This is a genomic window from Bacillus sp. 1NLA3E (assembly GCF_000242895.2).
Taxonomy (GTDB): Bacteria; Bacillota; Bacilli; order Bacillales; family Cytobacillaceae; genus Bacillus_BU.
The window spans coordinates 3,262,156-3,283,462 of record NC_021171.1 but is presented as its reverse complement, the minus strand read 5'-3'; the positions used below and the strand labels follow the sequence as shown (position 1 = coordinate 3,283,462).

The following is a 21,307-nucleotide window of genomic DNA, read 5'->3' as shown; positions in this document are numbered from 1 at the left end:
ATTGGATATGATTCAATTAAAAGGAATCGTTGAAAGTCTAATGTTTGCAGCAGGAGACGAAGGACTGACCATTAAACAGGTAGCGGAAGTGTTAGAAGTTACTGAACAAATGGCATTGAATTTGGTTGAGGAAATGAAGCAAGAATACGATAATGATTCAAACAGAGGCATTTCAATCGTTCAGCTTGCAGGTACGTTTCAGTTAGCAACGAAGAAGGAAAATTCTCAGTATTTAAAAAAGCTTGTTGAATCACCAGGGACGAGCCATTTATCGCAAGCTGCGCTTGAAACCTTGGCCATTATTGCATATAAACAACCAATAACTAGGATTGAAATTGAGGAGATTCGTGGAGTAAAAACAGAGCGTCCACTGCATACCTTAGCTGCAAAAGCACTGATAAAAGAAATTGGTAGAGCGGAAGGGCCAGGGCGAGCTTTTTTATATGGAACAACAAAAGAATTTCTCGATTATTTTGGTTTGAGGAGTCTTGATGAATTACCACCGCTTCCTGACCGGGTAGAGGATGAATTTATTCAGGAAGAGGCTGATTTATTTTTTGGGAATTTCCAAGAAGCCATTGATTCGTAACTTTTCTGTCACATTTTATTATAGGATATGTTAAAATAAAATTGTTATTTCAATAATGATATTTTTTACTATTTTCTGATGTGTGATGTTTAGAGGAGGGAGCAATTTTGCTTTTAAAAAAATGCAAAGGCTATGAATTGGAAAAAGAAAAGCCTAATACTTCGGAGGATTTTTTTAACCGTAGTGAAGTTGTCTATATTGAAAATGGTGAAGAAAAAACCTTACATGTCTTATATGTCCGATTCTTTGATGAACAGATCAGTGAATTCACACCATATAGTAAAGACCCAATTTTTCATGTAGGTTCAAAGGAAATAAGTTTTAAAGATATTGTTGCACTTGCCTGTATTATAAAAAATCCTGGCTTTCGCCACCGGAAACGAGTATACATAAATAATAGGGTTGAGTTTGCATCCTACTTTCAGGATATTGATTTTGCGAAATTGCCAGAAATTTTTCAATCAATCGAAGAAAAACAGGGATATGAACTAAAATCTCCCTTGGAGTTTATCGTTCAACCTCAATAAAAATAAAAACTAATAAGGGGGATATACATGGGAAATACAATTGTTAAAGCTCAAGTAGAAGATATTAAGCATTTTTTAGCAAAAGCAATCGTTGGACTTGAGGAGTATTTAAATGAAAACACTCTTTCTAGTTTATTGGAAGAAAAACCAGGTAACCGTGAATATTATAAGCTTCTTCTAGGTAACATTCGGAAGTTACTTGTTTATAGTGAAGAAAGTTTAGATGCTTGTAAAGTTATTTTACAAACGGAAACTTTTCCTAAAGCAGCAGCTGAAAAGGCACTTTATCGCATCTACCATCAGTGTATTGAAGAGTTTTTCTCTCCAAAAAGTGATGTTTGGTTTGAAGATAGCCGTTCTGCATACACGGGTAAAAATTCGATTAAGCTACGCCAAGAGGCTCCAGAAAATTTAGTTCGCCTTCTTGCAAGTCTTGAGGGTGAGTTCCAAAGAGTAAGAGAAGAGTTACAGTACTATGAAACAGATTATCGAACAAAAATGATGCAATCGAAATAAAAGGAATAGTAGAAGGGGTGGCCATTAAATTGGTCACTCCTTTTTTTATGGGTCACTTTTGACTTTTTGTTCATATGATAGAAACAATAGCAAGGAAATTGGGGGGATATGATGACAAAGTTCGAAGGCTATGTGAGGGATATTATGGGCTGGAACAAGCAACTAATGAGTTTCTTGGAATCTGAACAGGTTGAAAAAAACGAGGAAATATGGGGGAAACTTGAACGTTTTACAAATATAGTAGAAACCCTATCCTCATCACCAAACCAGAACCAGCTTTCAGACATACAATCACAAGCAGAAACCCTTCAAGCGGAAATGGAAAGCTATTTTTCAGCGAGACAACAACTTGGGTCAGTTTGGATGAAGGAACCAGTCATCCATGTAGGAGGGCATTCCCTTCCACCATTACCATACCCTTACGATGCACTTGAACCATTTATTTCTAAGGAAATAATGGAACTGCACCATGATAAGCATCATCGCTCCTATGTTGAAGGCCTGAATAAAGCAGAAAATATGCTAAAGAAAGCCCGTGAAACAAATGATTTCTCCCTTGTAAAACATTGGTCAAGAGAATTAGCCTTTCATGGATCAGGCCATTATTTGCATACAATCTTTTGGAATAATATGAAGCCTAAAGGGGGGGGGAAGCCTTCAGGAAAACTTGTAGCGGCGCTTGAATCTTATTTTGGAACCTTCGAAGCCTTTAAAAAACAATTTACCGAGGCGGCTAAACAAGTTGAAGGCAGTGGCTGGGCAATTCTTGTGTGGTCTCCTAGGTCACTTCATCTTGAGATTCTACAATCTGAAAAGCATAGTAACCTAACTCAATGGGACACGGTTCCTATTCTCGTTCTTGATGTTTGGGAACATGCCTATTATCTTCAATATAAAAACGACAGAGGAGAATATTTAAAAAACTGGTGGATGGTTGTGAATTGGAAGGATGTAGAAAAAAGATTTGAGGAAGCCAGCCAATTAAAATGGAAGCCTTATTGATATTTTTAATATAAGATTGTCCATGCTAAGGGCCTGTTGATCTCCGCTCCAGGTGCTTCGCTTTCCGCGGGGCGGGCGGTGAGCCTCCTCGGCGCTAAAGCGCCTGCGGGGTCTCACCTGTCCCGCTGCTCCCGCAGGAGTCTTCGCACCTTCCGCTCCAATCAACAGGGCGCTTCCATACAGATCTTCCACTTCACCAATAAATAATAAAAAAAGTGGTGAAATCAATGTTTTTTTCGTTTCTTCTTGAAAAAGTCCTTCCTTATTATAGCGATGATAAGGGAATTGTAGAAGGGCTCTTTTCGTGATTTTTTGTTGCTCTCCGAACTTATTTCTTCCAATTAAGCTGCGATTTCGTACAGCAATAGTGAATTCATGGGCAGTCTTGGGGAAATGGGAATCAAAGAGCTTCAATGATGCCAAAAAATTCAAGAGTCACGAAAAATGGGAATCAAAGAGCAGCTATGATCCCCAAAATCCGATGAGTCGTCCGAATGAGTGACGTATTCGGACAGCTTTGGTGATTTCGAAGAAGGACGTGCCCAAATCCGAGGTTGCTAGGTAAAAACAATTAAATTTGTTCGAAAAACAACAATCTTTGTGAAAACAGCATTTAGAAAAGAAAAAATTGAGCGAAGGATTGAAGAATGTAAGTGAACAGGTTCTCCTTATTGCAGCCTGCCAAAATATAAAAAAATTGCAACACATTTAGCCAGGTTGGATAAGGTGTGTTGCAATTCTTTAGGTTGATTTGCCCCCTGTTGATTGGAGTGGGGCGCGAAGACTCCTGCGGGAGCAGCGGGACGAGACCCCGCAGGAGCGTTAGCGACGAGGAGGCTCACCGCCCGCCCCGCGGAAAGCGAAGCGCCTGGAGCGGAAATCAACAGGTTGATTAGTATAGACAAGCCCATATTAAAAATCGTCATTTAATGTTCTGAGAAAATGGAAAATTGCCGAGAAAATAACCTTTCTCGAAAATCTGAACACACAGCACTATGTGTGTTTTTTTAGGTCAGATCTGTGAGTAGCCTTCCTTATTTCTAGTCATATTGGTTTTGAAGTTGCATAAACTTGTACAAACCCTTAAAGGAGACGAGGTTTCTATATGAAAAAGATTTGTAAGCTTGTGCTCTTTGTCTTCATACTTTCAATATTTTTAATAAATCTACCGCCCACAGCCGAAGCTTCTGTTTCCGTTAGCGCAAGAAGTGCTATATTAATTGAACAAAATTCTGGGCGTATTTTATATCAGAAAAACGCATTTGAGATCAGTAAGATTGCAAGTATCACCAAAATCATGACAGCCATTTTAGCGATTGAATCTGGAAAAATGGATGAAACAGTGACCGTTAGCGATCGGGCGGTGAGAACAGAGGGATCATCTATTTATTTAAAGCCTGGAGAGAAAATTAAACTAAAGGACCTCGTCTATGGGTTAATGCTTCGGTCTGGGAACGATTCTGCTGTAGCAATTGCAGAGCATGTTGGTGGCAGTTTAGAAGGGTTTGTTTTTTTAATGAACCAAAAGGCCGAGGAAATCGGAATGAGAAAAACTCACTTTGATAATCCACATGGACTCGATGACTCAAAGGACCATTATTCTACCGCTTATGATATGGCTAAATTAACGAGATATGCAATGATGAACAGTACATATCGAACAATAGCTGGGACTAAAGTCCATCGTGCCCATAATCCAAACGAAGGCTGGGACAGAGTGTGGAAAAATAAAAACCGCTTGCTAACAGAAAAATATAAATACTGTACGGGAGGGAAAACTGGTTATACCAAAATCGCCAAGAGGACACTTGTAACCACTGCCACAAAAGGTGATATGAACCTAATTGCAGTTACTTTGAATGATGGAGATGATTGGAATGATCATATTTCGATGTATGAAAATGCCTTCAAGCAGTATGATCTCGCCGAAATTATTTCGACTGGAAACATTCCAGCGATTAAGAGTTCGTTTTATAAAAAGAATATTTATTTTAAAAAACCCTTTTTATATCCTATTTCCTCAAATGAAGAAAGTAAAATTAACATTCAATATAAAATGGTAAAACCCGAAAAGGAATGGCGTCACGTGGAAGATATTCCAGATGTGGTAGGTCATGCTACGATTTATTTTGACGGCGAAAAAATTAAGAGAGTCCCAATCTATTATCTTCATAAACAAAGTAAAGAGGATTCAATTTTCAAATTGTTTGAAGATGTATTTATGTCATTCGTTGGCCTGAAATCAGATGGTTAACTATATTTGGGTAGGAATGACACTGGTGGGAATTATTTTTGCCTTTATCAATGGAACGATAAATGAAGTAAATGAAGCTATATTTAATGGTGCAAAGGAGGCGGTTACCTTATGTATCGGATTAATCAGCATTTTAGTTTTTTGGTTAGGGATGATGCGAATTGCTGAAGATTCAGGGTTATTGTCTAAACTGTCCGCACTATTTCGCCCCATCATTGTAAGATTGTTTCCAGAAGTTCCTCCAAATCATCCAGCGATGGGTTATATTTTATCAAATATGATGGCGAATATGTTTGGCTTGGGAAATGCGGCAACCCCGTTAGGGATTAAGGCAATGGAACAATTGAAAAGGTTGAATGGAGATAAAGACAATGCCAGCCGGTCAATGATCACGTTCTTAGCCTTAAATACAGCAAGTATTACCATTATCCCAACAACCGTGATAGCGATTAGGATGAATTATCACTCAGCTTCTCCAACTGATATTGTTGGTCCCACACTCGTAACTACAGTAATTTCTGCAATCGCTGCTATCATCATTGACCGTTTTTTTTACTTTCGAAGAACTCGCAAAGGAAGAGAATGAAATGGAACTTATTTCGATTATTTCTCTGTGGCTGATCCCAATCTTAATAGGGACGATTCTAATCTATGGAACGATTAAACAAATTCCTACGTATGAAAGCTTTGTTGAGGGTGGGAAAGAAGGAATCAAAATCGCAATCTCAATCATTCCATATCTAGTTGGGATGCTTGTTGCAATTACTGTGTTTCGTGCTTCTGGTGCACTTGATTTTTTGATGAAACTCATGGGCCCAGGGATAAAAGCCCTTGGAATTCCCTCGGAAATTATTCCGTTAGCGATTATCCGTCCTATTTCCGGGACAGCGGCACTTGGAATGACAAGTGACCTTATCGCCACATATGGACCAGATTCCTTTATTGGAAGGTTAGCATCTGTTTTGCAAGGGAGTACCGATACAACGTTCTATGTGTTAACGGTTTATTTTGGGGCTGTCGGAGTTAGAAAAATGGGGGATGCTTTAAAGGTGGGATTGTGGGCAGATTTGGTAGGTATTATTGCTGCAATTATTGTTGTAGTATTGGTATATGGAACAAATTAAAATATCTTTTGAGATAACCTTGTGTTTTTCAAAGGTTATTTTTTTTTGTGCTGTTCCAATTTATTCGATGAATTCGACACTTTTTCATTTTCTTCTACAATTAAGGATTGCTTACTTTGAAATTTGACGAACTTATGTCATAATTCATTAGGATAGAATCGTTATAAAATGTTTTAATGAAATAACTATAGAGGTGGCATTTAATGGAACGTTTACAAAAAGTCATAGCCCATGCAGGATTTGCTTCAAGGAGAAAAGCTGAGCAACTCATCCTTGAGGGAAAAGTAACCGTAAATGGAAAAGTGGTCAAAGAACTTGGAATAAAGGTATCACCTAATGATAAGGTGGAGGTCCAAGGAATACCAGTTGAACGTGAAGAACCCGTTTATTATCTTATGTATAAACCAAGAGGGGTTATCTCCAGTGTTAATGACGATAAAGGTAGGAAAGTAGTAACTGATTTTCTGCCGCACGTTAAACAAAGGGTTTACCCGGTTGGAAGACTTGATTATGATACATCCGGTGTATTATTACTCACAAACGATGGAGAGTTTGCTAATTTACTTATGCATCCAAGAAATGAAATTGAAAAGGTTTATGTGGCGAAAATAAAGGGAGTTCCATCCAAGGAAAAACTTAATATTTTGCAAAGAGGCGTTGTACTTGAAGATGGGAAAACTGCTCCTGCGAAGGTCAAAATGATTTCTTCGGATACGAAGAAGGAGACCGCTATCATTGAAATTTCGATCCATGAAGGCAAGAATCGCCAAGTGAGAAGGATGTTTGAGGCGATTGGCCACCCTGTTTTAAAATTGAAAAGGGAACGATATGGTGGTATCAACTTGGGTGGATTAACAGCAGGGGATGTTCGTGAATTAACACCTCATGAAATAAAACAGATTAGAACCATCGCAACTAGTAAAAGTTCATAAATATGTCAATATTTTCTTAAGGTTTACAATATACTCATGTTGTTAAATGGTATAATCTATTAGAATTTATTTGAATTGCTTTTAATTCGTACTAAGGAGGGGAGTACAGTGAAAAAGCAGCGATTAGTCATAAGAACAGTGATCTTGCTTATCTTGGGAGCAGCTGTGGCCTATACGCTTTATGCTAATTTTACAAAAGATGATGTGCAGAAAATTGAAGTTGGAAAAAAAGCACCTGATTTTGCTTTGGTGGATTTAAATGGTGAGAAGCATCAGCTCTCAGACTATAAGGGACAGGCAGTATTTCTAAATTTTTGGGGAACATGGTGCAAACCATGTGAAAAAGAAATGCCCTACATAAATCACCAATACATCCAATTTAAAGATAAAGGTGTCCAAGTTTTGGCAGTAAACGTTGGAGAATCTGAGCTGGCAGTGAAAAAATTTAGAGATCGATACCAGCTCACTTTTCCAATCTTAATTGATAAAGATAGCCAGGTGATGAATGCCTATGGTGTGAATCCTTTACCAATTACTTTTCTGATAGATAAGAATGGAAAGGTTGTCCAAACGCACACAGGGGAATTAACGGAAGCGAAGGTAAAAGCTTTTATGGAGCAAATTAAACCATAAAAAATGGGGAGTATATGAACATGAACGATGTTAAGTGCGAATGTGGACACGTCAATCCACACGGTACAATCCTATGTGAAGCATGCGGGAAAGTACTTGGGGAAGAGGAGATTAATAGCGAGATATTAGTAGATATGCGTTATGAGGGAAGTGCAAGGCGTTCACAAACGTATAACAAAACGGTAATAGATAGGATTTGGAACTTTTTTTCTTCGGTCAAAGTAGGGGTATCGTTAATTATCATAACCTTAATTGCCTCAGGAGTTGGGACGATTTTCCCACAGGAAATGTATATTCCACCTGTTATGCCTGCGGCTGAGTATTATCAAGATCAATACGGGTTACTTGGAAAATGGTATTATCAATTAGGATTCAATAATTTATACAGCTCCTGGTGGTATTTAATTCTTATTGCTTCAATTGGAGTATCATTAGTAATTTGCAGCCTTGATAGGGTCATCCCTTTATATCGTGCTTTAAAAAAACAGAGTGTTACCCGTCATCAAGGATTTTTAAAGCGTCAACGCCTTTTTGGGACTAGTAAGGTAAAAAATGAGGGCGAAGCATTTGATAAAATATCAGAAAATTTGAAATTGAAGCGCTACCGAGTCAGTGAAGAGAATGGTGATATTTTAGCGGAAAAGGGACGTTTTTCGAGGTGGGGCCCATATGTAAATCATATCGGCTTAATCATTTTTTTAATCGGTGGAATGTTACGATTTATCCCAGGTATGTATATCGATAAAATTCTTTGGATTCGTGAAGGGGAGACAAAAGTTATTCCCGAAACAAAAGGACAATATTATCTAACCAATAATCAATTTCTTCTTGAAACCTATCAAAAGGGAAAAGAGGATAAGGTATTTGATCAGGCTATTGACCAAAAAGGAATGATGGCCAAAAACTATCAGTCTACTGTTACATTGTATAAAAAACAAGGGAATACTGTGGCTGGTGAAAAACCTGAACTAAAAAAAGAGAAGGTTTATAAAATTCGTGTTAATCACCCCTTGAAGTTTGATAAATTTGCTTTGTACCAGGTTGATTATAAATTAGATGAAATGAATAAAATGTCCTTTAAACTGATAAACAAAGAGACAAATGAGGCATTTGGCGATTTAACTATTGATTTGTATAATCCGAAGGATCAATACGATTTGGGAAATGGCTACAAAGTTGAAATTTTGAGTTATTTTCCTGATTTTGAGTTTGGAGAAAATAGTCAGCCAACAACAAAATCGAGGATACCAAACAATCCTGCTTTTGTATTTAATATGATTACCCCGGATAAACCAAAAGGGGAGTCAAGTTTTGTTGCCATTCGCCAAACGATTGAACCATCAGGCAAAAACGAATATAAGATGGCGTTTAATGGAATTGAAACAAAGAATGTGTCTGCTTTAACTGTTCGAAAGGATTTAACGATTTGGGTCATTATTTTAGGCGGAATCATTTTCATGATTGGTGTCATTCAAGGGGCCTATTGGAATCATCGACGTATTTGGTTCCAAAGAGTGAATGGCGAAATTTGGGTTGCAGCACATACAAATAAAAACTGGTATGGGCTAAAACGTGATATTCAGGTAGTGCTAAAAGATACTGAAATCAGTGAACCGATAGATCAATCAGGACTTGATAATAGTAAATAAGGATGGAGAAATACGGATAAGGGGGAAATTTGGAGTGGTCAGTGCAAGTGCAAATTTGTTATTTACGGCGTTTATTCTTTATTTAGTCGCCACTTTGTTTTTTGGCGGGGCAATAAAGGAAAAAAAGGGGTTAAATGATAGTGAAAAACCGAATAATTGGGCGAAAATAGGGATTGTTATAACCCTCATTGGATTCCTTGCACAAATAGGTTACTTTGTTACTAGATGGATTGCTTCAGGACATGCACCTGTAAGTAATCTGTATGAATACACAACTTTTTTTGGGATGGCATTAGTTGGTGCGTTTATCGTTATTTATTTTATATATAAAACACCTTTATTGGGATTATTCACCCTGCCAGTTGCTATCCTAGTGATTGCCTATGCTAGTATGTTTCCAAAAGAAATTAATCCACTCATTCCATCATTGCAAAGTTACTGGCTTCATATCCATGTAACGACTGCGGCAATGGGTGAGGCCATATTAGCCATCAGTTTTGCAGCAGGTTTGATTTATTTAGTAAAGGTCGTAGATCAAACAAAGGCCAGCAAGAGAACTTTTTGGCTGGAAGTTGTGTTATTTGGTTTAATTAGTACGCTTGGTTTTGTGGTAGCTTCAACCGCTTTTACTGCTGTTCATTATGATGCGAGCTTTACTTGGGTCGACAAAAATGATAATTCAGCAGAGTTGGTATATGATATGCCCGCTTTAGCAGGACCACATCAAGGAAAGCTAGAAACAAAGGGTGCGTTTGAGCCTTTAGTTGAAATGCCCGCTTTTATTAATGCGAAAAAGATGAACACTGTTGTGTGGTCACTAGGAGCAGGAATTGTTTTGTATGGACTAATTCGGTTAATCCTAAGAAAACGGATTTCTGCTGCGTTACAACCGTTAGCGAAAAATATTAATATGGATTTGGTAGATGAAATTGGATATCGGTCCGTTTTAATTGGATTTCCTGTATTTACTTTAGGTGCATTGATTTTTGCGATGATTTGGGCGCAAATTGCCTGGACAAGATTTTGGGGTTGGGACCCAAAAGAAGTATGGGCGCTCATCACGTGGTTGTTTTATGCAGCTTTTTTACATTTACGTCTGTCTAAAGGGTGGCATGGTGAAAAATCTGCATGGCTAGCAGTTATAGGTTTTGTCATCATTATGTTTAACCTAGTAGCAGTCAACCTAGTAATTGCTGGACTTCATTCTTACGCAGGATAATAATCTTTAAAATGGAGGCTGCCTGAATAGGTCTGACCCTATTCAGGCAATTTCAGTTTAATTTTTGGTGAATTGACTAACAATAACAAGAATATTATCTATTTTCATTGGAATAAACCTTGCTTACATCATGAAATTTGTTGTGTTCACAATACTGTAAGAAAAATCATAGTAAAATTAGACACTCATTCGTTACAATATCTTGCAAGGGGGATTAAATCTATGGATAAAGAAGTAAGGATTTTAGTAGTAGATGATGAAGAAAGAATTCGCCGCTTATTAAAAATGTACCTTGAGCGCGAAGAATACATAATTGATGAAGCTGAGGACGGTAACGAAGCCCTCGTAAAAGCGATTGCAAATGACTATGATGTCATTTTGCTTGATTTAATGATGCCGGGTAAAGACGGTATAGAAGTTTGTCGTGATCTCCGGGAGAAAAAATCAACTCCCGTTATTATGCTGACTGCAAAAGGTGAAGAAATAAACAGAGTGCAGGGTTTTGAAGTAGGTACAGATGATTATATCGTGAAACCGTTTAGTCCACGTGAAGTTGTCCTACGAGTTAAGGCATTGTTGCGTCGGTCTTCTCAAACAAGCTACCTGCAAACAGAAACAACTACCAAAGATGTGATCGTTTTCCCACATTTAACAATTGATAATGATGCCCACCGTGTTACTGCTGATGGCAAGGAAGTGAGCTTGACTCCAAAGGAATACGAACTTTTGTATTTCTTAGCAAAGTCTCCAGACAAAGTGTTTGATCGTGAGCAATTGTTAAAAGAAGTCTGGCATTATGAATTTTTTTGTGACCTGCGAACTGTAGATACCCATGTAAAACGTTTGCGTGAAAAATTAAATAAGGTTTCAGAACAAGCGGCGCGAATGATCGTTACAGTTTGGGGAGTCGGCTACAAGTTTGAGGTCATCAATGAATGATGTTCTGGCGAAGTGTTGTAGGTAAACTTTGGTTTACGATTCTTTTACTTGTTTCTTTTGTATTGTTTATCCTTACCGTTATGTTGCTGGAATTTTTTGATAACTACCATATTCACGAAATGGAAACAGGGTTGAAGAATACTGCCGTACAAATGTCAAAAATAATTGAAAACCTGGATGAAAAAAATCAATCATTAGGAATTGACATTGCTATGGAATTGGTGGATAAGGACTCAAGCGCTGTAGTCCTTAAGGACAAGAAAAACTTTTACTACTCTCCAAACACTAATTCAGCAGAGAAAATACCTGTTGATTTCTTATTAAAAGATAAGGATTTTTCAAAGGTTTTTAATGAGAAAACCGTTGTTAAGCAAATTTCTTCCCAACAAAAAAGTACGAAGAGTAAAGAGGATGTTTCGCAAATATTAGTGATTGGAGTTCCTTTAACTAGCCAAAGTGGTGAACATGGTGCAGTCTTCATTTATCAGCCGTTAGAAGTGATGCAAGAAACAACGCAGGAAACAACAAAGTTTATTTTGTTGGCGGCAGGAGTTGCAATAATCTTAACTACTATTTTTGCATTCTTCTTATCAACAAGAATTGCCGCTCCACTTCGGAAAATGCGTGAAGTAGCATTTGAAGTGGCAAGGGGAAAATTTGATACAAAAGTACCCATTTTATCTCATGATGAAATTGGTGAATTAGCAACAGCTTTTAATCAAATGGGACGACAATTAAAATTTAATATGAATGCACTTAGCCAAGAAAAAGAACAACTAACTAGTATTTTAAGTAGTATGGCTGATGGCGTTATAACTTTTAATCGAGATGGGACCATTCTTATTACAAACCCACCTGCTGAAATTTTTCTGCAAAACTGGTATTTTAATCAAAATGAAAACAATTCAAGTATTGATGAGATTCCATCTGAAGTAATGGAATTGTTCCAGCTTGCTGTAAATACTGAAAAAGAGCAGATAGGTGAAGTTTCAGTTCAGGGTCGATTTTGGGTGATTCTCGTCAGCCCGTTATACAATAAAAAATTCATTCGAGGTGCGGTTGCTGTTATTCGTGATATGACAGAGGAGCGGAGATTGGATAAGCTTCGCCAGGATTTTATCGCTAATGTTTCTCACGAACTTAGAACTCCAATATCAATGATGCAGGGCTATAGTGAGGCCATTGTGGATGACATTGCTGGATCTGATGAGGAGAAAAAAGAGCTAGCAAAGGTCATTTATGATGAATCGCTAAGAATGGGTAGACTTGTTAACGAACTCTTGGATTTGGCTAGGATGGAAGCTGGACACATTCAATTAACGGTGGACATGATAGAATTTAAGCCGTATATTAATAGAATTATTCGGAAGTTCCAAGGTCTTGCAAAAGACAAAGATGTGACCTTGAATGTTGAAATGCAAAAAGAAGATGAAAGCTTTTGTTTTGATCCAGATAGAATGGAACAAGTGTTAACAAATTTAATTGATAATGCGATTCGCCACACTCCGAGTGGTGGTAACGTTACCGTTTTAGAGAAAAGCGATGAACGTGGGATTAATATTGAAGTATGTGATACTGGCTCTGGAATACCAGAGGAGGATCTACCTTTTGTTTTTGAACGCTTTTATAAAGCTGATAAAGCTCGAACAAGAGGTCTTTCCGGTACAGGATTAGGTTTAGCCATAGCAAAAAATATTATGGGTGCCCATAAGGGTCAAATTTCTGTACAGAGTAAGTATGGTCATGGTACGACATTTTCTATTTTTTTACCACGAAATATCAACTAAAATTACGATATATGCCGATTGTTCTTGATACACGGGAAACAATTCCTCGAAAAACCTATCTCTTTTGGGATAGGTTTTTTTATTTTTTGAGCCGACTTTTTAGGGGATTAAGCTATTTGAATTTGTGAAAATTCTACCTTTTTTTTTCTAAAACCACTATAGTTAGAGATGAAACTTTTTTATGATGAAAACGACTAATTAAATGAACGGGGAGGGGAACCCTTTAATGGACTCCGTTTTTGAAGATTTATATACAAAATATCACCATGACGTTTTTCAGTTTTTATTTTATATGGTCAAAAACCGTGAACAAGCAGAAGATCTTGTTCAAGAGGTTTATATAAGGGTGTTAAGATCCTATTCAAGATTTGAAGGTAAAAGTAGTGAAAAAACTTGGCTGTTTTCAATTGCCCGCAACGTTGCAATCGATTATTTTCGGAAACAAAAAGGTTGGAAGCAAAAGCTTATTGAGAAATTTGATTGGTCAACCCAACAGGTTAAAGATCAATACCCTATACCAGAAGAAATAGCAATGGAAAGAGAGGACCTACAACTAATGTACAGGAGCCTTAACTTATGTACATTAGATCAACGAATGGTTATTGTTATGCGTTATTTGCATGATCTTTCAATTTCTGAAACAGCGGCTGTTTTAAATTGGACAGAAAGTAAAGTAAAAACAACCCAGCATCGAGCACTCAAGACTTTAAAAAAATATATGGAAGATTTGGAGGAAAAGGAGGGATTCGTAAGTGAGTAAAACAGAACGGACTAGAGAACATCTGGAAGTATTGCTCAGACAGCTGCCCAAAGTAACTGATAATCGAGATCCTCATGACCTTTATCATCAAATATCAGCAAAAATAAATAGAAAAAAAGGAACAGGATGGTTAGTTCCCGGCTTAGCAAGTATTGCTGCTCTTATTCTCTTTTTTATTTTGGCGCCAGGACTTTCTGGGTCAATTCATCATTCTAACCCTAATTCAGGACAGGAATCAAAGTCAATTGAACAAAGTGAAGATCCTGTTGTTAGTTTAAAAATGGAAAAGGATAAAAGTGATCAAAGTGGGGCAATCCAATATAATAAACATGAAATGGCTAAAACAGCCGTATATAAGGAAGATCTACAAGGTAAAGAAATACTCATATATGGGATCCCAGATTCAAACGCTATGAATATTGCTCCGGTTAGTGTTCTTGTTGCTAAGAAAGAAACAAAAAGTTGGTTCGATCAATTTATTGAAACGATGCCAAAGTTATTAGAAGAAAAGTGGGGATTAAGTGATTATTTTCCACTGAAAGGAACTTTAACGTTTAATAGTGAAGAAAAGGTGGTTAATATTGATCTTCCTTCCGATCACCAGTATGGTTGGGGTTCAGCAAATGAGCTGACCTTCCAAAATTCACTGAAAACATCCTTTGGAAATCGAAGTGAGGTAAATCGAATTACTTTTTCGACAATGCATAAGCCAGGTATTATTCTTGGAAATGATGAGTTACTACAAATAGATCTTACATCTGATCAAGATGATGAACACCCATACTTACTTCTATACACAAAAAATCAGGAACGCCCACTTCTTGTTCCAATGGAGGCAACAGCAGCTTCACCTGAGGCTGCTTTTGCGGAAATGAAGAGGGGATTTCCAACTCAAGGGCTGAAAGCATCTATTCCCGAGGAATTTCAATTTGATAAGGTTGTTCCGAATAATAGAACCCTAACAATTAAGATTAGAAAAGGGGTAGAAATACCACAAACCCAAGAAATGATGTATGGTCTTGAAGCAATTTTATTAACTGCGAAGGAATTTGGTTTTACTGCAGTAGAAATAAAGAATGGGAGTGCAGACCATATTGGTCCATTTCATTTGGATCAACCAATTGAGGTGCCCGTTGCACCAAATAAACATGAAATTTAAAAGGGTTATTGTAGAGACTAGCAAACGGCTAGTCCTTTTTTTTTGCATAGGCTGTTTAAAGCTCAATGTTGATTGGAGCGGAAATCAAGATTCTAATTTAACACAGTATTTGCATAAAATATTAAAATTTTGCCAAATAATAACGAGGTGCTTTTGGAAGGTAATTTGGGGCAGACAGTCATCGGTGGAAGGAGATATTACTAAGGAGGAGAAGGATGCAAGATTTTATCCAGCGGTATCTGATACCCAGAACCATGGCATTACTATGCATTTGCCTATTATTTTCCGGTGGAATACATTCGGATGCTCAAACTTTGACTATTAAAGAGCAAACTGCTCATTGGATATGGCCGTCAAATGGTGTTATTACGGACTTATATGGAACAAGAAAAGGAGTACACAAAGGAATTGATATAGCGGCAGAAATGGGATCTCCCATTTATGCAGTTGCTAAAGGAGTAGTAAGCAGGTCTTACTATTCAGACTCATATGGAAATGTTGTGTTTATCAAACATAGTAATCTGTTTGAAACAGTTTATGCCCATTTGAAATCACGTAATGTCTTTGAAGGAAAGGCTGTAAAACAGGGTGAAGTTATTGGGAGAATGGGGAATACAGGTGATTCATCTGGAGTCCATTTGCATTTTGAAATACATCAAAATGAATGGACATTTGAAAAACAAAATGCCATTGACCCAGTAATGGCACTAGGTGAAGTTGGAATTGGGAAATATGTTTTCGCAGATATAGCCAAGTCATTGGAGGTGTCAGGGCGAAGTCAACTACAACCACAACCTAATGGTCAGTTGCCAGCTGCCGTGAATGAAAGTAATCTAGGGGCTGGGTATCAAGGAAATGGTGAGATCGTCCATAGTGTAAAACCCGGGGAAACACTTTGGTCAATCGCAAAAAGGTATGGAACAAATGTAGAAACAATATCGGCGATCAATCATTTAAAATCAAATCAAATTATTCCACAGCAAACATTAATTGTTCAGTGAATCAAAAAAATCAGAGAAAAAAACTCTGATTTTTTTTGATCCTGATTATAAGCCTTAGCTAATCCACCAAGAGTTCAAATGTGGCATGAAGGTGTTTAGGCGATTCCTAATGTTTAAACGCTGTATACAGCCTTTAAACACTTCTCATGCGGTCTATGTCGAATTAGAGAGTAATGCGTCTTACAGTTACGATGTCCCCATTTTCAGATAAATTCTTCAATAAATCATCGGTTAATGGTTTATCTGAAGATAATACCATGATTGCTTCTCCACCAGCTTCTTTTCTACCTACCTGCATAGTAGCAATATTCACTTCGTGGTCGCCTAAAATTTTACCTACACGGCCGATAACCCCAGGACGGTCCATATGTTTCACCACTAATAGGTTACCTTCAGGAAGGAAATCAATATTAAACTCATTTAGATTAACAATTCTAGGTCCATAATGGTCAATATACGTTCCTCTTACGGTAAAGTTTTGATTATCACCTTTGACGGATACAGAAATGCTGTTTGCATAACCGTAGGTAGTTGTTCCAATTTTCTCCCCTATCGTAATTCCGCGTTCCTTTGCAGTAAGAAGGGCATTTATTTCATTAACAGAAATATCGACGCGATTTTTAAAGAAGCCAGAAAGGATTGCTTTTGTTAAATAGGAGGTCTCTAAATCATTAACAGTTCCAGCATAAGTGACCGAGATTTCTGTAACACCTTCTTTAACACTCTGTGAAATAATAGAACCAAGTTGTTTACATAAGTTATGAAATGGTTGAATTCTTTGGAATATATCTTTAGACATAGAAGGAAGATTAATCGCATTCGCAACAGGTTTGTCTTCTAAAAATAGCCGAACTTCTTTTGCCACTTGAAAAGCAACATTAAGCTGAGCCTCTTTGGTTGATGCCCCCAAATGTGGCGTGAAAATGATATTATCAAATTTTAATAGTGGGTTTTCTCCAGGTGGTTCAGTCACAAATACGTCTAAAGCCGCACCGGCAACATGACCGTTACCAAGGTATAATGCTAATGCTTGCTCGTCGATAATTCCGCCTCTAGCACAGTTAAGAAGGTACACACCTTTTTTTGTTTTGGCAATTGTTTGTTCGTTAAGAAGTCCTTTTGTTTCAGGAGTAAGAGGAGTATGTACGGTGATAATATCAGCGCTTTCCAATACTTCGTCCAAAGTACAAGAAGTTACACCAAGTTGGTTTGCACGTTCCTTAGTTAAAAATGGATCAAATACGTTAACGGACATACCGAAAACTCTGGCACGTTTAGCAATCTCAGAGCCAATTCTACCCATACCAACAATCCCCAATGTTTTTCCGTATAGTTCCGTACCAACAAAAGCATTTCGGTTCCATTCTAAATTTTTAATGGATGCGTATGCTTGTGGAATATTTCTCATTAAAGATGCCATCATAGCAAAAGTATGTTCTGCAGTTGAGATGGTGTTACCATCTGGAGCATTTATGACCATGATTCCTCTTTTGGTTGCAGCGGGAACATCGATGTTGTCTACGCCTACACCTGCACGGGCAATAATTTTTAAACTTGGCATTTTTGCCATTAAATCATCCGTTACCTTAGTTCCACTCCGAACCAATATTGCTTCAATTTGATTTAACTGAACGTCTGAATCAGTAACTTTTTTTTGGATAAGATTTGCATCGGGCATTTCCAAAAGTGGTTGTAAACCTTCGGGGCTTATAGCATCTGCTACTAATATTTGGAACATTTTTATTCATCTACCTTCCCTTAAGTATAAGAATAATATTCTGATAATTTCACAAGAGGACTGATTACGTGTCAATTTATATCATATTGTGCTTTTAAAGATAGGGTTTGTTAAAAGTGTCTGTTGATTTCCGCTACAGGCGCTTCGCTTTCCGCGGGGCGGGCGGTGAGCCTCCTCGGCGCTAAGCGCCTGTGGGGTCTCACCTGTCCCGCTGCTCCCGCAGGAGTCTCGCGCCTTCCGCTCCAATCAACAGAAAAATCACCAACGTTCTTTAACATAGCCTAAAGATAAATATTATAAAGTGATAAAAATGTTTTGAGGATACATAGAAAAAACCTCTTCTTTATTTCGAAGAGGTTTTTTCTATGTAGTAGGATTAAATTTTATTCGAATTTTGTTGCGTTTCCATCAAATGACTCTTCAGCCACTTTAATAGAATCTGTTGGACAACCTTCGAATGCATCCATCATATCATCAACTAATACATCTGGAATTTCTACAATCCCTTGGTTATCGTCAAGTGTAACAAATGCGATACCTTCATCATCATAATCGTAAATATCTGGTGCAGCTGCGCCACAAGCACCGCAAGCAATGCAAGTTTCTTTGTCAACAATAGTAAATTTCGCCATGAAAAATACCCTCCCATTTAGTTCAAAAAATATTAAAATCGCTTCCATCATGATAATGGAAGGCGTTCCCACACTCTATTTTAAAACTGTAAGGACAACTTTTCAATAGTAAATTAAAATAGAGAACCTATAACTTGTTACTAGAGCGTCTGTTTTATTCTGAAACAATATTACAGTAACCATGCATCTTAATTCATGGTAAAATAAAACTTAATTTAAAATGCAAAAATTTTATTGGAATATTAAAATAAATCTTCCTAATTATAGGATTATAAAAGGTGGAAAAATGTTAGGTACATACCTAGAAACCGTCATCCTTTATTGTTTAAATCAAATAAATGGAGAAAGAAGTATTTATTCTGTGTACCACCTTTTAAAGGGAAAAAAATCTTCTCAAACCATTCAAGATGCACATTTATTTCAATTGACAAAATTCTTTCAGGCTTACCACTTTCTAACAAGGGAAGAGCTCGAGGAAAGAATAGTAGGATTTCATACAAAACATTTGGTTAAGAAAGTCTCTGACCAACATTTTCTTTTAACAAATGAAGGAAAAGAGGTTTTAAAAGAGCAATTGAAGGCGAGATCGATTCCAATCTTTATTAATGGGTGGGGCTATCATTCGATGACTGGGTTTTTTTGGGGGAGGCTCTCCCTTCTTGTACAGGTTTGTTCAAACTTAGTCCATCATCATACAGAGTATATTCCCGTTCAACGAAAGTCTGATGTACAGGTTTGGATAAAAAAATTCATTCAGAATTCACCAACTCCAAGGGAAGAATTAGCAAGCCGTCTTTATTTGGAAATGGTCAGATGCTTTGAGTCTGAACCTTTAATAGATCCATCCATTTTAGTTATTAGATTAACGGGGCATGATCGGATTGGTTTAACTTCTCACCAAGCTGCGGGTTTTCTACAACAAGAATATACGTATTATCACTTAAACTTTCTTAGTTTAATTCATTTAATGATTAAAACCGTTCAAAGTGATCCAGATCAATACCAGCTATTGAACGCAATCATTGCAGATGTAAGAAACCCACATTCCTTTACTTTTTCTACACAAAAAACGTACGCATTGTTAAATAAGGGCTTGAATATAGATGAGATCGCTGTAATTAGGAACTTAAAACAGAGCACGATTGAGGATCATATTGTGGAAATTGCTTTTATGGATGAAAAGTTTGATATTACCCCGTTTGTCCAGGTGGAAAAGCAAAAAATGATTCTTATTGCTGCGAAACAATCAGATTCTAAACAATTAAAACAAATTCGGGACCTAACAAGTGGGATTGAATATTTTGAAATAAGACTCGTTATGGCAAAGTATGGTGAATCAAAATGGAATTAGAAGGTTTATTGCATAAACACTTTCATTACGATAAGTTTAGACCTGGTCAAAAGGAAGTTATTTCTTCTCTTCTAACTGGTAAGCATACACTTGCTATGCTTCCAACTGGGACAGGGAAATCTTTATGTTATCAATTACCCGGTCATTTACTCGAAGGTCATGTTCTCATCGTTTCTCCTTTATTATCACTAATGCAGGATCAAGTGGAACAAATGAAAATGAACGGTGAAAAAAGGGTGATAGCATTAAATTCCTTTTTAACCTATCAAGAAAAACAAACAGCATTTTTGAATTTAAGAAAATATAAGTTTATTTTTATCTCTCCTGAAATGTTAGGAGTGGAAACAATCATCCAATCCCTACAAAAACTGTTGATCTCATTATTTGTAGTAGATGAGGCCCATTGTATTTCCCAATGGGGTTATGATTTTCGTCCTGATTATTTAAAATTAGGTGATATTCGTCAGAAACTTAATAATCCGACGACATTGGCACTAACAGCAACGGCTAAGCAGGAAGTTAGAAAAGATATTATGCAATCATTAAATACCGGACAATGGGAAGAAATCGTCCACTCAGTAGATCGTCCCAATATCACCATCACTGTGGAAAAAATAACGAATTCGTCAAGAAAACTGGAGCGTTTGTCTGAGTTGGTTAAGGATTTGAAGGGTCCGGGCATCATTTATTTCTCAAGTAAGCGATTAGCTGAACAAACAGCTTCGTATCTACATGAACAGGGAATGAATAAAGTGATGGCGTATCATGGTGGGATGGAACAAGAGCAACGGATTTTAATCCAACAACAGTTTCTATATGGGCAGTTGGATGTAATCTGTGCAACAAGCGCATTTGGAATGGGGATTAATAAAGAAAATATTCATTTTATTATTCATTACCATATGCCCTTACAAATGGAGTCTTATCTACAAGAAATTGGTCGTGCCGGTCGAGATGGATCTCAAAGTATTGCTATTTTAATGTATGCGCCTGGAGATGAGTTTTTAGCTACTCAGCTTTCAGAGGGAGAACTGCCAACCAAAGATCAAGTTGAATATTTATATTCATTAATGAAGGGTCATAACCATCCCACAAGTGAAGTAAGTGTATTGGAGGAATGGAAAAGGATGCCTGGTTTTTCAGACGTTCAGTGGAGAATTGTTGCTGACTTCCTGAATTTAACTGGGACGAACAACATTGGAATTGAAGAATCAGTCCCAAAATTGATCAACTTTGTAGAGAACCGCTTAGCGTTCAAACGGTCCAATATTGCCAATATGATGGATTGGATAATTTCACAAAGCTGTAGAAGGCAAGCAATCCTGACATATTTTTCTGAAGAACAGCTTAGTTCAAAGAATATATCAAATTGCTGTGACTGCTGTGGTGTAGATAACAAGCTGTTCCATAGTGATGGCTTAGTAAAGAATAAAGATGATAAATATAAGGATTGGAAACATTATTTGTCTCAAATTCTATTAAAATAAGTGAGAGA

The 21,307-nt window shown here is 37.2% G+C and carries 21 protein-coding genes; 18 read left to right on the top strand and 3 right to left on the bottom strand.

Annotated features, from left to right (window positions below):
• Position 1 precedes the first annotated feature (1 nt).
• From scpB to B1NLA3E_RS15665, 4 genes are all read left to right on the top strand, one after another.
• Positions 2–589 (top strand): SMC-Scp complex subunit ScpB, encoded by a 588-nt coding sequence (gene scpB, locus B1NLA3E_RS15680; protein ID WP_015594813.1) that lies wholly within the window; start codon positions 2–4, stop codon positions 587–589.
• Between the two features lie 107 nt (positions 590–696).
• Entirely contained in the window at positions 697–1,116 is a 420-nt protein-coding gene (locus tag B1NLA3E_RS15675; RefSeq protein WP_015594812.1) for a hypothetical protein, read from the top strand.
• A 27-nt stretch (positions 1,117–1,143) separates the two neighbouring features.
• Positions 1,144–1,632 carry a YpuI family protein gene (locus B1NLA3E_RS15670; protein ID WP_015594811.1) on the top strand — a complete coding sequence of 163 codons (489 nt, stop codon included), beginning with the start codon at positions 1,144–1,146 and terminating at the stop codon, positions 1,630–1,632.
• A gap of 111 nt (positions 1,633–1,743) precedes the next feature.
• Complete coding sequence (locus tag B1NLA3E_RS15665) at positions 1,744–2,634, top strand: superoxide dismutase (protein WP_041580601.1); 891 nt, start codon at positions 1,744–1,746, stop codon at positions 2,632–2,634.
• Here the strand turns inward: B1NLA3E_RS15665 and B1NLA3E_RS25390 are convergent.
• The gene (locus tag B1NLA3E_RS25390; RefSeq protein WP_041580600.1) at positions 2,614–3,057 is read right to left on the bottom strand and encodes a hypothetical protein; all 444 of its coding nucleotides are present in this window, start codon (positions 3,055–3,057) and stop codon (positions 2,614–2,616) included. The two genes, B1NLA3E_RS15665 and B1NLA3E_RS25390, sit on opposite strands and share 21 nt — an antisense overlap.
• A gap of 682 nt (positions 3,058–3,739) precedes the next feature.
• On the opposite strand from B1NLA3E_RS25390, the gene B1NLA3E_RS15655 reads away from it, so the two are divergent.
• The 12 genes from B1NLA3E_RS15655 to B1NLA3E_RS15600 all read left to right on the top strand — a co-directional run bounded on the left by B1NLA3E_RS15655 (position 3,740) and on the right by B1NLA3E_RS15600 (position 16,091).
• Positions 3,740–4,888 carry a D-alanyl-D-alanine carboxypeptidase family protein gene (locus tag B1NLA3E_RS15655; RefSeq protein WP_015594808.1) on the top strand — a complete coding sequence of 383 codons (1,149 nt, stop codon included), beginning with the start codon at positions 3,740–3,742 and terminating at the stop codon, positions 4,886–4,888.
• Positions 4,881–5,474, top strand: coding sequence for a nucleoside recognition domain-containing protein (locus tag B1NLA3E_RS15650; RefSeq protein WP_015594807.1), 594 nt, complete (start codon positions 4,881–4,883; stop codon positions 5,472–5,474). Before B1NLA3E_RS15655 ends, B1NLA3E_RS15650 begins: the two co-directional genes overlap by 8 nt.
• Before the next feature lies 1 nt (position 5,475).
• Positions 5,476–6,012, top strand: coding sequence for a spore maturation protein (locus B1NLA3E_RS15645; protein WP_015594806.1), 537 nt, complete (start codon positions 5,476–5,478; stop codon positions 6,010–6,012).
• Positions 6,013–6,215: 203 nt separating this feature from the next.
• Positions 6,216–6,944, top strand: coding sequence for a pseudouridine synthase (locus tag B1NLA3E_RS15640; protein ID WP_015594805.1), 729 nt, complete (start codon positions 6,216–6,218; stop codon positions 6,942–6,944).
• Between the two features lie 108 nt (positions 6,945–7,052).
• Positions 7,053–7,577 carry a thiol-disulfide oxidoreductase ResA gene (gene resA / locus B1NLA3E_RS15635; RefSeq protein WP_015594804.1) on the top strand — a complete coding sequence of 175 codons (525 nt, stop codon included), beginning with the start codon at positions 7,053–7,055 and terminating at the stop codon, positions 7,575–7,577.
• A gap of 20 nt (positions 7,578–7,597) precedes the next feature.
• The gene (gene resB, locus B1NLA3E_RS15630) at positions 7,598–9,226 is read left to right on the top strand and encodes a cytochrome c biogenesis protein ResB (RefSeq protein WP_041580599.1); all 1,629 of its coding nucleotides are present in this window, start codon (positions 7,598–7,600) and stop codon (positions 9,224–9,226) included.
• A gap of 34 nt (positions 9,227–9,260) precedes the next feature.
• A complete protein-coding gene (gene ccsB, locus B1NLA3E_RS15625; RefSeq protein WP_015594802.1) occupies positions 9,261–10,445 on the top strand; it encodes a c-type cytochrome biogenesis protein CcsB in 1,185 nt (394 codons plus the stop codon).
• Between the two features lie 222 nt (positions 10,446–10,667).
• A complete protein-coding gene (locus tag B1NLA3E_RS15620; RefSeq protein WP_015594801.1) occupies positions 10,668–11,384 on the top strand; it encodes a response regulator in 717 nt (238 codons plus the stop codon).
• Positions 11,381–13,171 carry an ATP-binding protein gene (locus tag B1NLA3E_RS15615; RefSeq protein WP_015594800.1) on the top strand — a complete coding sequence of 597 codons (1,791 nt, stop codon included), beginning with the start codon at positions 11,381–11,383 and terminating at the stop codon, positions 13,169–13,171. The genes B1NLA3E_RS15620 and B1NLA3E_RS15615 overlap by 4 nt, the downstream gene beginning before the upstream one ends.
• A 226-nt stretch (positions 13,172–13,397) precedes the next feature.
• On the top strand, positions 13,398–13,931 hold the full coding sequence (gene sigX / locus B1NLA3E_RS15610) for an RNA polymerase sigma factor SigX (RefSeq protein WP_015594799.1): 534 nt from the start codon (positions 13,398–13,400) through the stop codon (positions 13,929–13,931).
• Positions 13,924–15,090, top strand: coding sequence for a GerMN domain-containing protein (locus B1NLA3E_RS15605; RefSeq protein WP_015594798.1), 1,167 nt, complete (start codon positions 13,924–13,926; stop codon positions 15,088–15,090). The genes sigX and B1NLA3E_RS15605 overlap by 8 nt, the downstream gene beginning before the upstream one ends.
• 215 nt (positions 15,091–15,305) lie before the next feature.
• Positions 15,306–16,091 (top strand): peptidoglycan DD-metalloendopeptidase family protein, encoded by a 786-nt coding sequence (locus tag B1NLA3E_RS15600; protein ID WP_041580598.1) that lies wholly within the window; start codon positions 15,306–15,308, stop codon positions 16,089–16,091.
• A gap of 163 nt (positions 16,092–16,254) precedes the next feature.
• Here B1NLA3E_RS15600 and serA read toward each other — a convergent pair whose 3' ends face one another.
• The gene (gene serA, locus B1NLA3E_RS15595) at positions 16,255–17,829 is read right to left on the bottom strand and encodes a phosphoglycerate dehydrogenase (RefSeq protein WP_015594795.1); all 1,575 of its coding nucleotides are present in this window, start codon (positions 17,827–17,829) and stop codon (positions 16,255–16,257) included.
• 383 nt (positions 17,830–18,212) lie between these two features.
• Positions 18,213–18,461 carry a ferredoxin gene (locus B1NLA3E_RS15590; RefSeq protein WP_015594794.1) on the bottom strand — a complete coding sequence of 83 codons (249 nt, stop codon included), beginning with the start codon at positions 18,459–18,461 and terminating at the stop codon, positions 18,213–18,215.
• 286 nt (positions 18,462–18,747) lie between these two features.
• Here B1NLA3E_RS15590 and B1NLA3E_RS15585 point away from each other — a divergent pair, with 286 nt between their 5' ends.
• Positions 18,748–19,812: a helix-turn-helix domain-containing protein gene (locus B1NLA3E_RS15585; protein ID WP_041580597.1), complete on the top strand. Its 1,065-nt coding sequence runs from the start codon at positions 18,748–18,750 to the stop codon at positions 19,810–19,812.
• Complete coding sequence (locus B1NLA3E_RS15580; RefSeq protein WP_015594792.1) at positions 19,803–21,299, top strand: RecQ family ATP-dependent DNA helicase; 1,497 nt, start codon at positions 19,803–19,805, stop codon at positions 21,297–21,299. The genes B1NLA3E_RS15585 and B1NLA3E_RS15580 overlap by 10 nt, the downstream gene beginning before the upstream one ends.
• Positions 21,300–21,307: the final 8 nt, after the last annotated feature.

Coding starts and splice junctions, on each gene's coding strand:
- B1NLA3E_RS15670 (WP_015594811.1), top strand. CDS start 1,144: ATGGGAAATACAATTGTTAAAGCTCAAGTAGAAGATATTAAGCATTTT.
- B1NLA3E_RS15665 (WP_041580601.1), top strand. CDS start 1,744: ATGACAAAGTTCGAAGGCTATGTGAGGGATATTATGGGCTGGAACAAG.
- B1NLA3E_RS15655 (WP_015594808.1), top strand. CDS start 3,740: ATGAAAAAGATTTGTAAGCTTGTGCTCTTTGTCTTCATACTTTCAATA.
- B1NLA3E_RS15650 (WP_015594807.1), top strand. CDS start 4,881: ATGGTTAACTATATTTGGGTAGGAATGACACTGGTGGGAATTATTTTT.
- B1NLA3E_RS15645 (WP_015594806.1), top strand. CDS start 5,476: ATGGAACTTATTTCGATTATTTCTCTGTGGCTGATCCCAATCTTAATA.
- B1NLA3E_RS15640 (WP_015594805.1), top strand. CDS start 6,216: ATGGAACGTTTACAAAAAGTCATAGCCCATGCAGGATTTGCTTCAAGG.
- resB (WP_041580599.1), top strand. CDS start 7,598: ATGAACGATGTTAAGTGCGAATGTGGACACGTCAATCCACACGGTACA.
- B1NLA3E_RS15620 (WP_015594801.1), top strand. CDS start 10,668: ATGGATAAAGAAGTAAGGATTTTAGTAGTAGATGATGAAGAAAGAATT.
- B1NLA3E_RS15615 (WP_015594800.1), top strand. CDS start 11,381: ATGATGTTCTGGCGAAGTGTTGTAGGTAAACTTTGGTTTACGATTCTT.
- sigX (WP_015594799.1), top strand. CDS start 13,398: ATGGACTCCGTTTTTGAAGATTTATATACAAAATATCACCATGACGTT.
- B1NLA3E_RS15600 (WP_041580598.1), top strand. CDS start 15,306: ATGCAAGATTTTATCCAGCGGTATCTGATACCCAGAACCATGGCATTA.
- serA (WP_015594795.1), bottom strand. CDS start 17,829: ATGTTCCAAATATTAGTAGCAGATGCTATAAGCCCCGAAGGTTTACAA.
- B1NLA3E_RS15590 (WP_015594794.1), bottom strand. CDS start 18,461: ATGGCGAAATTTACTATTGTTGACAAAGAAACTTGCATTGCTTGCGGT.
- B1NLA3E_RS15585 (WP_041580597.1), top strand. CDS start 18,748: ATGTTAGGTACATACCTAGAAACCGTCATCCTTTATTGTTTAAATCAA.
- B1NLA3E_RS15580 (WP_015594792.1), top strand. CDS start 19,803: ATGGAATTAGAAGGTTTATTGCATAAACACTTTCATTACGATAAGTTT.